The sequence below is a fragment of the Sphingobium sp. LMC3-1-1.1 genome, assembly GCF_040676285.1.
In the GTDB taxonomy this organism is placed as follows: domain Bacteria; phylum Pseudomonadota; class Alphaproteobacteria; order Sphingomonadales; family Sphingomonadaceae; genus Sphingobium.
On record NZ_JBEGHQ010000034.1, the window covers coordinates 15,515 to 30,918 of the forward strand.

Genomic DNA, 15,404 nt, shown 5'->3' on the forward strand with positions numbered 1-15,404 from the left:
TCCTCGCGGTAACCACCGCGCTGAAAAATCTCATCCAACTTGGATCAATTCGGATACGGCCGATTTTGCCTCGAATCCCGCGAGCCGGCGCTTTCGACGGCAGTTCTCCATCGGCAAGTTTGGTGTCACGCCATGCCACGCTCGAACACCGTGTCCCAGTTCATGCTGAGCACCGCGCTGTATCGGCTCTGAACCCGTCGAAGAATGTCTCCAGCGCCCGCCAGTCGGCATCAGGCGAACGCTGCCTCCTCTTATACGCTTGGTAAAGCATCCGGATCATCCGCACGATGATTGCACGCCGAACCACGCGCAGATCGGCCGCTGAATAATGCGGGCCAAGATGATGGCCGGTATTGGCGGACAGATCTACGAGCGTGAAGATGTCCTCGAGATCAGGCCACTCGTCTGCGGTGCGGGATGCGCCCTCGCCAAAGACACGATCAGCAAAGCCCCTGATGAACGCGATTTGCCTCGCGCTGGGGCCATCGGCGACTACACGCCCCAAGCTCAACAGTTCCTTTGTAAAACCGCCAGCGAGCGGAAGGCCGGCATTGAACGAGAACCCCGCGCCGACAATCACAAGATTTCCCGGATCAAATTCTTTTGCCACGTCGCCCCCTTCCGCGCCGTATCTTATCACCAATCACGAAACGAATAAGGCTTAGCCGCTAAATAGGTGGCCTTGTCCTCGCCGTCACGGCCCCTTACATCATGGGAGGGCTTGGTTCGGCGTCAAAGTCGTTTTCCAAGTTCCTGGTAGCCGTCACGGTGTGGATCGCGTCGCTGCTGAGCATCACTCTGTTTCAGATTGACCTAGGCTCCGGCCTGCCACTTGCGATGGAGATCAGCATGGACAAACTCTTCGACCTTACGGGCGTGGTGAAGCATACGGTGTTGTGGTGCCTTGGTGGCGCGCCGATCCATGCAGTGACTGCCCGGGAATAGCGGGGCGCGATCAGCCGTTTGCACCGTAGGGGAGGTTCGACTCCTCCCCACCACACTAATCAAACCTCATCGTCCGCCACATCTCTTCAGGAAACCGCTGCCATGCCGAACCAGATGATCGAATGGCGCTATATTTCGGCGGCGGAAGGCTGGGAGGACTACGAACCCGATGTCGCGCTCTGGCTTGATGTCGCGAAGGTCGATGCAGCATGGCAGCGTACTGACCAATATATTGTGCCGGGCGGAGCCAACGGTCAGGACCGTCGCTATGCCAAAGTCGGGGTATGGTTTGCGAAATACTCCTACAGCAACATGCTGGTCATCAATCTCAAGTCCAATGGCCGGATTACCTTCACAGACGGACGGCACCGATTTTCCTGGCTGCGCGATAACGGTGCGGAGGCGATTCAGTGTCAGGTGTCGCCGGCCGATGCCGACGAACTGATGGAGCTACTAGGCACGAATGTCATTAAAACGGTCGTAAAGATCCCGAACTGAGCTGCCGGAAGGTCAGTCGAAGTCGGTCATCTCCAGATAGCGCACCAGATGCGGCGCGATACCATAGGCCCCGAAGCACGCACGCCGTTCGGCGAGATCATGGTAGATGCTGACGGTCCAGCGCGTCGCAGTGAGATCGACTCGGTCCATGATCTCCGAGAAATAGGGCTCATCGACGTTAGCGAGCCCATGCCCCAAAATGAAAATATCGCGTACATGGGAAAGTCCGTCGAAGAACGCCTGATGCTTTGCGATCAGCTCCACCGTCGGTTTGAAGGTCTCGGTGAAATAGTCGTCGAGATAGTCCATGCCATCGCGGATACGCCAGTCGTCGTCCGGCCCCACGGGTTTGAAATTGAGTTTGTCCTCGGGGCGTCGCTCCCACCCATGCCCTAGGACCAGCGTCTCTGTTGGGTCGCCGCCGTAGCCGTGGATGTGCAGGATCTGACCGCGCGGGATGCCGTAGATGTGCTCCAGCGTCGGCGTGTAGTTGAAGCTCAGAAACAGGGCATCAGGATCGATCACGATTGGTCGGGCGATCTCGCTGCGGACGGGAATCTGCAGACCTCTGATCCACTCGGCGAAGCGCCCGCGCAGGCCGCTTGAAAGCCCGGTCGCGATCTGCTCGCACTCATACTGAAAGTCGCCGTGCCGCTCGTCGGAATGAAACTGCATCGCGTAGTCGACGGCTTGGTCCGCGTCGAACTCGGCGAGCCGCTGCTCGAAGTCGGCCCAGAAGTCCTCGTCGCCCGAGAAATACTCCTCGACCAATCGGAATATGCGGTAATCGGCCTGCGCGAGCCAGGCGGCGAAATGCCGATAGGTCGACGGGATGCGGTGATGGAGATCAAAGCCGTTGCCGACAATGTAAAGACGGTCACTCGCCATCGTTCAGGCTTCGGCGGCAGCAAGCCAGGCAAGTGCGCCCGGCGTCGATTTCCATCCGTCTCGCGCATCGGACGCATAAAGCGCAGCCTCATCGGGCGAACCGAACCCATAAGATCCCTCGGGCAGATGCAGCGCCAGCAAACGCCCTTGTAACGCTGCCACGACATGAGGGTTGGTTTTGATCGCCTGTGCTAGCAGTGTATCGGCATCGGCCGATCCATCACGAAAGGCATGGAGCGCCAGCCAGTAACGGACCTCGGTGCGCCCTTCATCACGACACCGCCGAGTGACGCGTCGTGCTGCCGGCCAGTTTCCCGCCGTAGCCTCCCAGGCCATCAGTAGGAGTCGGGTGCCGGCGCGATCATCGGGATCGAGGCGGGACGCGCGGCGCGCATGCTTGACCGCCTCGGCCCGGTGGTGCGCACGGCCATCAGCCCAGAGCAACCGGGCGAGATTGCCAATCGCGCGGACATGGGCGCGACGGTCATAAGGGCATTCCGTCGTGTCAGCTCCATCGCTCGCCCTACCAGTTCGGTTGCCGATGAGCACGGCCTCACGCAGCAATGCTATCGCTTCAGCGGCCACACCGCGCGTTTGGGCGAGCACGACATAAGCATCGATCGCGTCGGGCTGTGTTTCGAGCGCCTGCCGGGCGAGATCGGCGGCGTGGGCATATTCGCCCATGTCCATTTGCTCCCAGGCATCGTCGATCGTCTCTTGTAAGCTGATCATATCGCCCCCCGATCAGTCATCATGATCAGCCCACTCCTCGCATCCTCTGCTGCTGCCGCTGACTCGTTCATCGACTCCGTTTACCTCCACTCGTCAGCACATCGCTCTTGACCTATCGACCTTTGCACATGAGAACAATTGGAGAACCGACTGCGGGAGGCCAACCTTGGTCGATTGGCACGTCATCGAGTTCGGCATCCCCGAGCTGAGCTCGTTGACCGACGAACAACTTGAAGGCCTTTACGTCGAGCGCGACGGTCGCTGGTCATCTGCGATCAAGGCAGCCATGCGTCGCTTTGGCACCGAGAAGCTGGACCTCGATGAAAATTGGGCATCCCGTTCTCCAGACTGGGAATGCCCGGGCTGCGGCCGGCGCAAGCCCGATCTCGTGCGGATTTCAGGCGCTGGCGTCCTCCTCGCGCGCCTAGATGTCCATCACGACCATCTAACCGACCATTTCAAGTCGATCCTGCATGCCAAACTAGGGCCGCAATGGCGCGCCGCCATCCCGCCAGACACAGCCCATCTCGAAAAGCTCGGCTCGAGGCTCGTCGCCCGCTTCGAGCCGAGCACGGTCTGCCTGGACTGCAACGGTGCCGACGGCGCCGTGAAAGCGAAGCTGCAGGAAATCCCTCGCAGCTTCAGTTTCCGACCTAGCGAGATCCGCCGCTTCGTGACGGCGCGTCCCAACGTCGAGCACCAGATCGATCTTGAGGTCGCCCGCGCGATCTTCGCCGAAGCGCGTTTCGATTTCGAGCGCAGGCTCGGCCTGATCGAGACGCTGGCCGCGATGACGCTCGCCGGCGAGATGACACTCGAGCCTGGCAACCAGCCGTCTATGCTGGCGGGCAATCCGATGGGAATGTACCGCCATCTCCACAACTGGTTTTTGCGCGAATGTCCCGAGCAGCACACCATAATCTCGAAGGATGTCGAGGCCTTCGAGGCGCGTTCAGTGTCGCGCGACGGCGTAGCGACGGCGGGACGCAAGAAACCCCACACCGTCATTCGGCCGACCGAAGCCGAAATTGCGACCTATGATGGCGGTGGTGCTGCTGATCTCTGGCAGGCTGCGCCGCCCGACTGGCGGTGCCCAGCCTGCGGACGCGACCGCGGAGACATTCTGCGTCGCTCCAACAATCGCAAGCGGCCTTGGGCGGGAAAGCTTGTCCGCCATACCGAATACATCGTTACGGATTCGGTGGCGGATGACGAAGATGCAGAGTTCGCGGTCGACCCTTTCATCGATCGCCACGAGCTGCACCTGATCTGTCTCGATTGCTCGACGATCATGGCGGGCGTGAAATCACGGTGGCCGGACATCTCTGCTTCGGAAGTGCTCTTCCAGTTTAGCGACATGAGGGCCATCGCGACCGCCACCCCCAATCAAGCCCATGACATAGACTGGGCTGCGGCAGCGGAGCATGCCCGGGCGAGCCTGCCACTCGCCGAACTCACCAAGACCTACTGGAAAAACCACAATAAAGCCGTGGGCTGCCGAGCGGTCTACCGCTCCTTGCTCACCAAGTGCGGCGGCAACAAGCAGCGCGCCTGGATTCGGCTCAGTTCCCATTATGCCAACGAACTCGCCGGCTTGGAGGAGCCGGAAGGTTGGCTCGACTTTCTGCTAAGCGAGGCCGACCGTATCGGCATCGACGATCCTTTTCGCCTCCCGGCGAGCGCGGCGTGATGACCGCGATGGATCAGGAGGAAACGATCTTCGCCAGGGACAATCTGCGCACCTACATGCGCACCCATTGGAATGAAACTGGCGAGACGCTCGAACCGGGAAAGCGGCTGGGCATCGAGATCGCCGAGCTGATAACCATGTCGAAGGAGCGTGGAGACAAACTCGGAACGGTCCATCTCGATCTCTGGGTCGAAATCCTCGACGAACTCAATTCTTGGCTGATCAGCCTCCTCAGCGTCGTCTATCGCCCCGGCTCACGCGGCGACGCGGCCATGACCGATTTCGAGCAGTCGGTGGTCATGATTCTCATCAAGCTCGTCTCCGATACAACCTCGATGCGGCACTTAGTGATGCTGGGCTTCGACAGTTCGGCGCGCACGCTTATGCGTTCCATTTCCGAATATATGCAGGTGCTCGTCGCGATCATCGACGATCCTGCTCTCGCGGCGGAGTTCGTGAAGGCCGACACGCCCGAAACGTCGAATGCCTTCTACTTCCAACATCTCGCCCGGGGAAAGCTGCACAAGCGGATCAGGACTGCATGGGGCAAGTTCTTCCAATCTGTCGACGACGCGGCCGACTTCTTCGCCGAACAGCAGCGCGAGCTTGGCCAAGTCCTTTCCGGCACCGCCCATCCCAGCTTTGCGGGCGGGCATCTAGTAGCGACCCAGTTCATTCAGACCGGGCCGGATGAAAATTGGCTCGGTCACTGGGGGGCGAAGTCGAACATGTCGATCTTGACGATCAGCATCTACACCTCTTGCTTCATGCCGCTCGTCCTTCTCGGCACCGCCTTTCCCTTCGAAGGCTTCGATGACTGGTTATCGAGCACTATTGCGTATGACCCAGCGGACGAGCTCCATCGCCATGTGAAGGCAGGACGCTCAGTCCTCGCCAGCCTCATCCTCTCGCTTAGTAAGGAGTCCAACATTCCGTTCATCTACCCAGAAGGCTTCGAGCCGGATGCGACGATCGACGATGCCGGCGCTGAGGGGGCCTCATCGGATGTAGACGAAGCGAACGATTGTCATGATACGCAGAATTCGCGAGATTTGCGGTCACCGTGAAGATAGTCGATCGCCTGCTCAATCGCTCTAAGGAAGTCATTGAAGGTCACAGAGCTACTGAAGACCTTCAACGATGGGCACGCAATGGGCATAGTTCGTTAGAGCGGACTTACACATCGTGAGAATATACGGGGGATGATACGTGCATATCGAGTTCGTCGAGGTTGCCAATTTTCGCAAGCTGCTGGCGACGCGAATAGATTTGTCACCAAACAAGACCCTGTTCGTTGGAGCAAATAACAGCGGCAAAACCTCGGCGATGCTGGCCCTTCGGCGTTTCCTGACGCCTCGCCGTTGTCCGTTCGAGCTCCACGATTTCACTCTGTGCCACTGGCCGGCGATCGATGCCATCGGGCAAAGCTGGATCGCTGCACGTGCTGCTGACGAGTTAGTCGAGCTCGATCTCAGGCCGTGGGTTGGGGTGCTCCCTACGCTCGATCTGTGGCTGCATGTCGAGCCAGGCGAGATGCATCACGTCCGCGACCTGATCCCCACGCTCGACTGGGAGGGCGGCAGACTGGGTGTGCGCCTTCGCTACGAACCCGACGATCTGTCCGAGCTGTACAAGGATTTCATGCGAGCCGTCGCCGAGGCGGCGGAGTTGCGGGCCGCAGCCACGGCCGACCACGCAAAGCGTAATGAAAATGTCGATCCCCCGGCACCGCAGCCCAAGCTCACGCTTTGGCCGTCCAGCCTGTGCGACTTCCTCAGCCGTCGGCTCAAGACCCATTTCACGATTAGGGCATTCACGCTCGATCCCGACCAGCTTGCGTCACCGGTCCAGTTGCGGGCTCACCCCCAAATCCTGCCCGCAGCGTCGTTGCCGATTGAGGGAGACCCTCTGAAAGGCCTCGTGCGCGTGCATGACATCCCGGCGCAGCGCGGGTTTGGCGAAGAGGTGGCGAAGGAGGAAGACGAGGACACGCCTGCGGGATCGCCGGGTAGCCGACTCTCGGATCAGCTGCGGAGTTACTATTCCAAGCATCTCGACCCGACTAAGGGTCCGGACCCAAAAGACCTCGGCGCATTGCAGGCGATCGAGGCTGCACAGGACGCATTCGATCAGCGACTGACCGAGAGTTTCATGGCTGCGTTCCTTGAAGTCGAGGAAATGGGATACCCGGGCGTCACCGATCCGCGGCCAAAGGTATCGACGCGCCTGAAGGCGATCGACGGCCTCAATCACTCCGCAGCCGTCACGTTTATGGTCGATGTGACGAGCGAGAATGGTGAGGTTACGCCGCTGCTGCGTCTGCCCGAGAACAACAATGGCCTCGGCTATCAGAACCTCATCTCGATGATCTTCAAGCTGATGAGCTTTCGCGATGCCTGGATGCGCGTCGGCAAGGCATCGAAGAGCGTGGCTGCCACCAACACCGAACCACTCCATCTCGTATTGATCGAAGAGCCGGAGGCACATCTCCACGCCCAGGTCCAGCAGGTTTTCATCAAGAAAGCCTATGACGTTCTGCGAGCGCACGAGGACCTGGGCGAAAACCCTCGGCTGCGGACCCAACTAGTGGTCAGCACGCATTCGAGCCACGTCGCGCACGAAACGCCGTTCGACTGCCTGAGATATTTCCGCCGATTGCCGGCAGGTATGGTCGCCCGGGTGCCGGTCTCCACCGTCATCAACCTTCACGACGTTTTCGGCAGCGGCGACGCAACCCAGCGGTTCGTGACCCGCTATCTGCGCGCGCAGCATGCCGATCTGTTTTTCGCCGATGCGGCCATCCTCGTCGAGGGTCCGGCTGAGCGGATGATGCTGCCAAATTTCATCCGCACCAACTTCGAGAAGCTCAACCAGAGCTACATCTCGCTACTGGAAATCGGCGGTAGCCACGCACATCGGCTACGCTCTCTGATCGATCATCTCGGCCTACTGACCCTGATCATCACCGACATCGACACACTCGATGCGACCACCGGCAAATCCGCGCAACCAGCGCTGGGCGCGGGTCAGAACACAGACAATGATACGCTCAAATCTTGGGTGCCGTCCCTTACTCAGGTTGATGCGCTGATGGCGGCGGACGCTGCGGCCAAGACGCTCGAACCGGCGCACGACGCCTTGTTTGCAGTCCGCGTCGCCTATCAGACGACGTTCCCAGTGATGGTACCAGGGGCGACCGCGGTGGAGACGGCCTACCCATATACGTTTGAGGACGCGCTCGCTTTCGAGAACTTGGAATTCTTTGCAGGACTCGACGGGCATGGGCTGGTCCGCAAGTTCCGTGACGCGATCAACGCTGGTGGCGGTGTTTCTGCGATCGGCGCGGCGATGTACGACGCGCTGCGCAATGGCAAGAAGGCCGAGTTCGCACTCGATGTCATCTTTGCTGAGGGCTTTGAAACATTGGCCGTGCCGCGCTACATCGCGGAAGGGCTCGACTGGCTTCAGGACCGGCTCAAAAAGAAGCAGGTCGACATCCTCCCAGCGCCTGAGCCGACCATATGAGCAGCGCGGTATCCGACGAACTGGTCGATGCAGAGGCCGACGCGATCATCCTCGCCTGCTTGGATCTCGCCGCGCCCAAGAGCTTCTTCCTCTATGCCGGTGCGGGTTCGGGTAAGACGCGTTCGCTGGTCGAGGCCATCCGCACGGTATGCGAAAAGCAGGGTCGCCAGCTGTCGCTGAGTGGTCGACAGATCGGCGTCATCACCTACACCAACGCCGCTTGCGACGAGATCAAGCAACGTCTGGAATTCGATCCACGCGTCGAGGTGTCAACGATCCATGCGTTCGCCTGGGCGCTGATCGGCGGATACGATGCTGATATTCGCGAATGGCTCGCCACCAATCTGCTCGAGGAGATCGCCGAACTTGAAGCCGCTCAGGCGAAGGGCCGAGCGGGTTCCAAGGCCGCATCGGATCGCGCACGATCGATCGAGTCCAAGCGTCGGCGGCATGCGAGCCTGAACGAGATTATCCGCTTCGTCTACAGCCCGACCGGCGACAACCGCACGCGAGACGCGCTGAACCATGCTGAGGTCATCGCCATGACCGCGCAATTCCTTCGCACCAAGTCAGGCTTGCGGCGCCTGCTGATCGCCCGGTTCCCGGTACTGCTGATCGACGAGAGTCAGGACACCAGCCGTCGCCTGATGGAGGCACTGCTCGAGGTACAAGCCGCCCACAAGGACAGCTTCAGCCTCGGGCTGTTCGGCGACACAATGCAGCGCATTTATGCCGAAGGCATGGAGAAGCTGGCGGATGTCATCCCGTCGGAATGGGCGCGGCCGCGCAAGATCATGAACCATCGCTGCCCGAAGCGTGTGATCCGGCTGATCAATCAGATACGTGCCGAGGACGATAAGCAGGAGCAGCGTCCCCGCGAAGACGCGACGGATGGCGTCGTTCGCATCTTCCTTGCGCCAGAGACAAGTATCAGCCCGTCGCAAATCGAGGCCGCCGCTGCGGCTCGAATGGCCGACGTCACCGGCGACGCGCTCTGGTCGGGGGGCGATGCCGAAATAAAGACTCTGGCGCTTGAGCATTTGATGTCGGCGCGCCGATTCGGGTTTGAGGCGTTTTTCGAGCCGCTCTACAATCACGAACGGATGCGAACGGGCCTGCTCGACGGCTCCGCCCGCGGCATCGGTTTCTTCACCCGCGAGCTGCTTCCGCTGGCGCAAGCGCTAGCCGGAGACGACAGGTTCGCGATCACTGCGACGCTCCGCAAGACATCGCCGTTGCTCGACCGCGATCGGCTGGCCGAAGCGGGTTTGAACCAACGCGACCTACTCATCGAAGCCAAAGCAGCGTGCGGCCGGCTGCATCAACTGCTGCACACCGGCGGCTCGCCCACCCTACGGAACGTGCTGCGCCTCGTTGCCGAGACCGGGCTGTTCACAATCCCGGATATTCTGGCGCCATTCGCGAAGCCCGACGATCCAGTCGAGCCCGTCGTCGAAGAACAGACCCCTGAAGAAGCTGACGCGCAGGCCGCTGAAGATCTTGAGGATGCAAAGAGCGAAACGGGCGCTTGGCGCCTCGCGCTTGATGCTCCGTTCGAGCAGATCTCAAAGTATGATCGCTATGTTCGGGGTGTGTCGCGGTTCGATACCCATCAGGGCGTGAAAGGTCTCGAATTCCCGCGCGTGATGGTGGTGATCAGCGACGAAGAAGCCCGAGGTTTCATGTTCAACTACGGCAAGCTGATGGGCATCAAGGAGCGGACCAAGGCCGACCATGACAATGAGGCGGCTGGCAAAGAGACCTCCCTCGATCGCACCCGGCGGCTATTCTACGTGACCTGCAGCCGTGCCGAACAGAGCCTCGCGATCGTCTATTACTCGAGCGATCCCGTGGCCGTTCGCGATGGTCTTATCGCACGCAACTGGTTCGATGCGGATGAGATCGAGATCGTCCGATGATGGAAGCGCAAGACTTCGGAATACCTGAAGCGCGAGCGTGCGGCACTGACTGCCGCGGGCGGACGCCATGACCCCAATTAGCCAACAACGGTTCGACGCATTGGCAGGGTATACCCGTCTGCCGGCGATCGTGCTGATCATCCAGGAAGCGGCATGGTTCGCAACTGCAGACGAACGGCTGCTCGGTCTCATCACCTGGGACCGGTTCGACCATGATTACGGATGGATCGTCCTGGGACGGGACCTGCGTGGGCGCTTCCGCGCGATCGATCAGGATGTCTCGCACCCGACCTTAGCCGAGGCACAGGATCGTCTCGCGGCAGCAATTGAGAAGCACGCGGCCTTGCCGGACGAGAGCTATTATCAGGGTGATGAAGAGGGCGCGCCGGTCGATTTTTTCACGCCGACTGTGGCCGAGGCGAGATTGCATCCGATCTTCAAGGTGCTGGTCGAGCAGGAACGTTTCTCCCCTGCGCGCGAACTGATCAGGGCAATGATGGCTTTCTTCGAGGATGCCGACGGCAACTTCGTTGAGCAGTTCCAGACCACCGGCTTCGATCCGCGGCTGTGGGAGCTTTATCTCTTCGCGGCGTTCACCGAATTCGGCTATGCACATGAAGAGGGCGTGGCCGTCCCGGACCTCCTGCTTGCAGGGCCGCGCGGTCGCATCGCGATCGAGGCCACGACCGCCAACCCGCCGCAGGTGGGAGCCGTGCCGCAGCCTAGGTCCGACGACGAGATCCGCGCCTATCTCGAAAACTATGTGCAGATCAAACTTGCTCGGGCTCTGACGCGCAAACTCTATCACAAGCAGCGCTACTGGAATGCGCCTGGGGTTGATGGTGCTCCATTCGTGATCGCCCTGCAGGATTTTCACGCGCCCGCAGCGATGACGCGGATTACCCCGCTGGCTATCGAATATGTGTTCGGCGTGCGCCATTCCATAGTCGAGGGGAAGCGCCAGATCGAGCGGCTGATCGAGCACGTTTATGGCAATACTCGCGAGCCATCGAACTTCTTCGAACTGCCCGAATCCGAAAATGTCAGCGCTATATTTTTGAATCCCCAAGGCACGATCACGAAATTCAACCGGCTCGGCTACATCGCAGGTTTCGGCAACCGCGATGTCAGGATGATCCGGAGCGGCATCGCACGCGGCGAAGGGAACCCGAATGACCCGCGCCCGACTATGTTCCATCAGGACGTCCGCGACCCGGCCTATGCAGAAAGCTGGGTGGAGGGTGCCGTCGTCCTGCACAATCCCCATGCGCGGATTCCGCTCGATCCCGACCTCATTCCTGGCGCGGACCACGAGTTCCTTCAACCGGATGGCAGCATCATGTCGCTGTTGCCTGACTTCCAACCCTATATTTCGCGGACCAGCATCACTCTAGGGGGTGACACCTCTGAGGTGTCCGACGAAGCTAGTGCAATCTGACATCGCTATTACGTTCTGTCACCCCTGCCGCCCGATCCCGGGCCGCTCACCAGCGCGGCGCTCTACGTTTGAGCAGGTGTATGCAACGGCGCGCCTCGTCCCGGACCTCTAGAAAACGAATGTCTGCTTCCAAGGCCGACGATCACATCGCTGAACGGCAACAATGGCGCAAAGCGGACATAGCGCCTGGCGCCCAGAATGTCCGTTTCTAGCCCATACCTGCTCCAAAGCGGACGGAGTAATAAGTCGAAGGGTTTCGGGCGCCGACAGGCGTACGTAAACGCTGACATGTACAAGTCCCAAAAACCCGACATTTCCCTCGACTTCAGCGACACACCAAGCATTAGTGTTGTCACTGAATCGCAGCCGCTCCGCGGCTGGAGCCCTGACCGATGGAATCGGCAGGGCCTTGGGTGGTGGAAGCGGCGCAGGGCCGCTCCATGTCAGGAGACCACCCAATGCCCGATACCATCGAAATCAAACCTGCCGCCAAGTACCTGCGCAAGATGGCCCGCGAACCACAAGCTGAGAGCCACCAGTTGACGACGCCCGCTAGCAAACCTCTGACGGCGAAGGAAGCCAGCGGCCAACACGCCAGCAAGATCGGCCTGGTCCTCGAACTGCTCTCACGAGCAGATGGCGCGACGATCGAGCAGATCGTGGAAGCAACTGGATGGCTGACCCACACGACCCGCGCAGCTCTGACTGGCCTCAGGAAGAAGGGGCATGTCATTATCAGCGAGAAAAGGGAGGGTGCGAGCCGCGTGTACCGCGTGGAAGCCGTCTGATGGCCCGTACGCCCCGAATGCCACTTGAGCGGCTTGCCGAGCTACCACTTGAGGGTCTTAAGGTAGAGTGGGCGCGTTACTATGGCGCGCCCGCTCCCAACATGTCAGCTGATCTTCTACGCATGGGTATCGGCTACAAGCTGCAGGCCCAACGGCTGGGCGCGGTCAAACGATCGACCAGGTCGCTGCTAAGACAGATTGCGGCAACGCCCAACGAGGACCGGGCAACGAAGCCCATGCCACGCAAGCTGACTGTGGGCACCCGGCTGGTACGCGATTGGCATGGCACCGGCCACACGGTGATCGTGCTCGACGAAGGCTTTGAATACAACGGGCAGCGCTGGAGATCGCTGACGGCCGTGGCCAAGGCGATCACCGGCACGCATTGGAACGGCAATCGCTTCTTCGGGCTGACGGAGCCCAGGAAGTGAAATCGCTGTGCTGCGCGGTCTACACTCGCAAGTCCACCGAAGATGGGCTGGAGCAGGAGTTCAACAGCCTCGATGCCCAGCGCGAAGCTTGCGAAGCGTACATCCTGAGCCAACGTCACGAAGGCTGGAATCTCGTTCCATGTCACTACGACGACGGCGGCTTCTCCGGAGGCAACATGGAGCGCCCGGGCCTCAAGGCATTGCTTGGCGATGTTGACGCTGGGTTGGTTGATGTCATCGTCGTCTATAAGGTCGATCGACTGACCCGCAGTCTCGCCGACTTTGCCAAGATCGTCGAACGGCTCGATGCGAAGCAGGCCAGTTTCGTATCGGTAACGCAGGCATTCAACACGACCACCAGCATGGGACGGCTGACGCTGAATGTCCTGTTGTCGTTTGCCCAGTTCGAGCGCGAAGTCACCGGGGAGCGCATCCGCGACAAGATCGCTGCCTCGAAGAAGAAGGGCCTGTGGATGGGCGGTCCCGTACCGCTCGGCTATGAGGTGGTCGAGCGCAAGCTGGTGCCGGTGCCGGAGGAGGTCGAGCGGGTCAGGACGATCATGCGACGCTACCTCGAGATCCGGTCGGTACCGGCTTTGCTCGAGCAGCTTCGAGCGGAAGGCGTCGTCACCAAGGTGCAGCGCCGGGTAAGCGGTCCCCATCGCGGCGGCATCCCGTTCCGGCGGGGCAGCTTGTTCTACCTGCTCAAGAATCCGGTTTACCGGGGTAAGATCGTCCACAAGGGCAACGCCCATGATGGGGAGCACGAGGCGATCGTGGACGAGGATCTATGGGAGCGCGTCCAGATGCAGCTCCAGGAGAAGGCTCCACCGCGTAAGCGGCCGAAGAATGACCGACAGAACGCGCTACTGGTTGGCTTGCTCGTCGATCGGCACCAACGGCAGATCGTGCCGACTTATACCACCAAGGGAACTCGCCGTTACGCCTATTACGAGACCCGGAAAGACCTTGCCCGCCCTGCCGATCCACCATCAACCCGGTTTACGCAGGGCCTGCTCGACGGGCATGTTTTGCATCACCTTGGAAGGCTGCTAGGCGATGATCATGGCTTGCGTCGGTTGGCGAACATCGAACAGGCCGACCTGCTCCGTGCCATGTTTGAGGGAGCCAAGCTCCTCGCTGCGCGCCTGACGCGGCCAAGCGATGCACATGCTGCGATCCAATCACTGGTCGTGTTGATCAAGGTGGAGAGCGGCAGTCTTGATCTTACCCTTAAGCCCGCCGCTCTCGGTCTGGCCAATCAGCCATGCTGGCGTTTCAGCATTCCCCTTCCGGCCCGCAAGCCGTTCCGCGAAGCCAAGCTGAGGATCGATGGCGACAAGCCCGGAAAGCCAGTGAAGGACGACTTGATCGCACTGCTGGCGGACGCGCACGCCGCTCTGGAGCTTGTCCAATCCAACCCCGAACTCAGCCTTCATCAGATCGGTAAGCGCGAAGGGCGCTGCCGGACCCATCTCGCTCGCCTCCTGCGCCTCGCGTGGCTCAGCCCGCGGATTGTCGAAGCGATCGTCGAGGGCTCCCAACCCCGGAATTTTAATCGCCAACTCCTCCTCGCGGCGAACCTGTCGATCGAATGGGCGGAGCAGGAGCAGCTGTTGGGCTTCGCTGGCTGATCGCCCAACCATCGAGCAAACCACAGTGAAGCCAAGTTATTCTCGACAGAGAATCCGGCCGTTTTTGCGCCGCCAACCAAGGGCGGAGTCGCGTCTCTGACTGCAAGTCGGAAAAGATGCGCCGCGAAATGCCGCGGAACCGCGCCGCATTCACGCGGGATGCCCCCGAGGGGGTGAATTTGGTTTGCTACGAAGACTGAATGGTGCGGTCGAGAAGACTCGAACTTCCACGGCCTTTCGGCCACAACGACCTCAACGTTGCGCGTCTACCAATTCCGCCACGACCGCACATTTTCCGGGAACCGGCGGGGCCGGTGCCTTGGTAGGAGGCGGCCCTTAGCAAAGGCTTTTTCCTCATGCAACAACCGATCTTCATTTGCGTTGTTTTGCCCGGAGAAAGTCGGGGAACGAGTGACGAATAGAGGAAGGGCTGCTCATGTCCGCGCGCTTCTGGTTATTTTCATGTGCATGCGCGGCGACGGCCCTCACCGGGGGCTATGGGCTGGGCCTATATGCCACGACGTCGCCGCGGGCCGCGCTGGAAACGCCATTGCCGCAAGCCGCGATGCCGCAGGATAGCCTTTCTGATCCTGCCGGTCTGACTGGCCCTGCGGTCGTTGATTGCAAGGGATGCGGCCCCACGCTGGCCGATCGGCAAATGGCGGCAGACCTGGCAAACTGGAATGGGTCGAACGATCCTGATGTCCGCCATGATGAGGCGCGGTATGACCTGGGCGAGGCCGTCCCTGAACCGCCACAGGCCGGAGGGGCGTCGTCTGTATCCCTGGAGGGGCTTGATGGTGGATCGGGCGACGGCGGCCCGCATGGGATGAAGATCGCTCAGGCCGCCGGAGACAGAACGTCCGCCGAGGATGCCCCGGCGGACGTTGCCATGTCATATTGATGCCGTTCTGCC

At 60.6% G+C, this 15,404-nt stretch carries 13 protein-coding genes and 1 tRNA gene; 10 read left to right on the forward strand and 4 right to left on the reverse strand.

Annotated elements, in window-relative coordinates; genetic code table 11:
- Positions 1 to 160: 160 nt before the first annotated feature.
- Positions 161 to 610: a hypothetical protein gene (locus MRBLMC3_RS16265; RefSeq protein ID WP_363830526.1), complete on the reverse strand. Its 450-nt coding sequence runs from the start codon at positions 608 to 610 to the stop codon at positions 161 to 163.
- A 437-nt stretch (positions 611 to 1,047) separates the two neighbouring features.
- Between MRBLMC3_RS16265 and MRBLMC3_RS16270 the strand changes: the two genes are divergently transcribed.
- On the forward strand, positions 1,048 to 1,443 hold the full coding sequence (locus tag MRBLMC3_RS16270; protein WP_363830528.1) for a hypothetical protein: 396 nt from the start codon (positions 1,048 to 1,050) through the stop codon (positions 1,441 to 1,443).
- 12 nt (positions 1,444 to 1,455) lie between these two features.
- Here MRBLMC3_RS16270 and MRBLMC3_RS16275 read toward each other — a convergent pair whose 3' ends face one another.
- Both MRBLMC3_RS16275 and MRBLMC3_RS16280 read right to left on the reverse strand, forming a co-directional pair.
- Positions 1,456 to 2,331 carry a bacteriophage abortive infection AbiH family protein gene (locus MRBLMC3_RS16275; protein ID WP_363830530.1) on the reverse strand — a complete coding sequence of 292 codons (876 nt, stop codon included), beginning with the start codon at positions 2,329 to 2,331 and terminating at the stop codon, positions 1,456 to 1,458.
- A gap of 3 nt (positions 2,332 to 2,334) precedes the next feature.
- A complete protein-coding gene (locus MRBLMC3_RS16280; RefSeq protein WP_363830532.1) occupies positions 2,335 to 3,063 on the reverse strand; it encodes a hypothetical protein in 729 nt (242 codons plus the stop codon).
- Between the two features lie 166 nt (positions 3,064 to 3,229).
- On the opposite strand from MRBLMC3_RS16280, the gene MRBLMC3_RS16285 reads away from it, so the two are divergent.
- From MRBLMC3_RS16285 to MRBLMC3_RS16320, 8 genes are all read left to right on the forward strand, one after another.
- Positions 3,230 to 4,753: a hypothetical protein gene (locus MRBLMC3_RS16285; protein ID WP_363830535.1), complete on the forward strand. Its 1,524-nt coding sequence runs from the start codon at positions 3,230 to 3,232 to the stop codon at positions 4,751 to 4,753.
- Positions 4,753 to 5,820 (forward strand): hypothetical protein, encoded by a 1,068-nt coding sequence (locus MRBLMC3_RS16290; RefSeq protein ID WP_363830538.1) that lies wholly within the window; start codon positions 4,753 to 4,755, stop codon positions 5,818 to 5,820. The genes MRBLMC3_RS16285 and MRBLMC3_RS16290 overlap by 1 nt, the downstream gene beginning before the upstream one ends.
- Positions 5,821 to 5,962: 142 nt before the next feature.
- Positions 5,963 to 8,278, forward strand: a complete 2,316-nt coding sequence (locus MRBLMC3_RS16295) for an AAA family ATPase (protein WP_363830539.1) — start codon at positions 5,963 to 5,965, stop codon at positions 8,276 to 8,278.
- A complete protein-coding gene (locus tag MRBLMC3_RS16300) occupies positions 8,275 to 10,197 on the forward strand; it encodes a UvrD-helicase domain-containing protein (protein ID WP_363830541.1) in 1,923 nt (640 codons plus the stop codon). Before MRBLMC3_RS16295 ends, MRBLMC3_RS16300 begins: the two co-directional genes overlap by 4 nt.
- A gap of 67 nt (positions 10,198 to 10,264) precedes the next feature.
- Positions 10,265 to 11,635, forward strand: a complete 1,371-nt coding sequence (locus MRBLMC3_RS16305; RefSeq protein WP_363830544.1) for a hypothetical protein — start codon at positions 10,265 to 10,267, stop codon at positions 11,633 to 11,635.
- A gap of 458 nt (positions 11,636 to 12,093) precedes the next feature.
- A complete protein-coding gene (locus MRBLMC3_RS16310) occupies positions 12,094 to 12,423 on the forward strand; it encodes a DUF3489 domain-containing protein (RefSeq protein WP_363830547.1) in 330 nt (109 codons plus the stop codon).
- Positions 12,423 to 12,854, forward strand: a complete 432-nt coding sequence (locus MRBLMC3_RS16315) for a DUF2924 domain-containing protein (protein ID WP_363830550.1) — start codon at positions 12,423 to 12,425, stop codon at positions 12,852 to 12,854. The genes MRBLMC3_RS16310 and MRBLMC3_RS16315 overlap by 1 nt, the downstream gene beginning before the upstream one ends.
- On the forward strand, positions 12,851 to 14,488 hold the full coding sequence (locus MRBLMC3_RS16320) for a recombinase family protein (RefSeq protein ID WP_363830553.1): 1,638 nt from the start codon (positions 12,851 to 12,853) through the stop codon (positions 14,486 to 14,488). Before MRBLMC3_RS16315 ends, MRBLMC3_RS16320 begins: the two co-directional genes overlap by 4 nt.
- A gap of 201 nt (positions 14,489 to 14,689) precedes the next feature.
- Here the strand turns inward: MRBLMC3_RS16320 and MRBLMC3_RS16325 are convergent.
- Positions 14,690 to 14,776, reverse strand: a tRNA-Leu gene (locus MRBLMC3_RS16325).
- A gap of 148 nt (positions 14,777 to 14,924) precedes the next feature.
- Between MRBLMC3_RS16325 and MRBLMC3_RS16330 the strand changes: the two genes are divergently transcribed.
- Positions 14,925 to 15,392 carry a hypothetical protein gene (locus tag MRBLMC3_RS16330; protein WP_363830555.1) on the forward strand — a complete coding sequence of 156 codons (468 nt, stop codon included), beginning with the start codon at positions 14,925 to 14,927 and terminating at the stop codon, positions 15,390 to 15,392.
- The last annotated feature ends 12 nt before the right edge of the window (positions 15,393 to 15,404 follow it).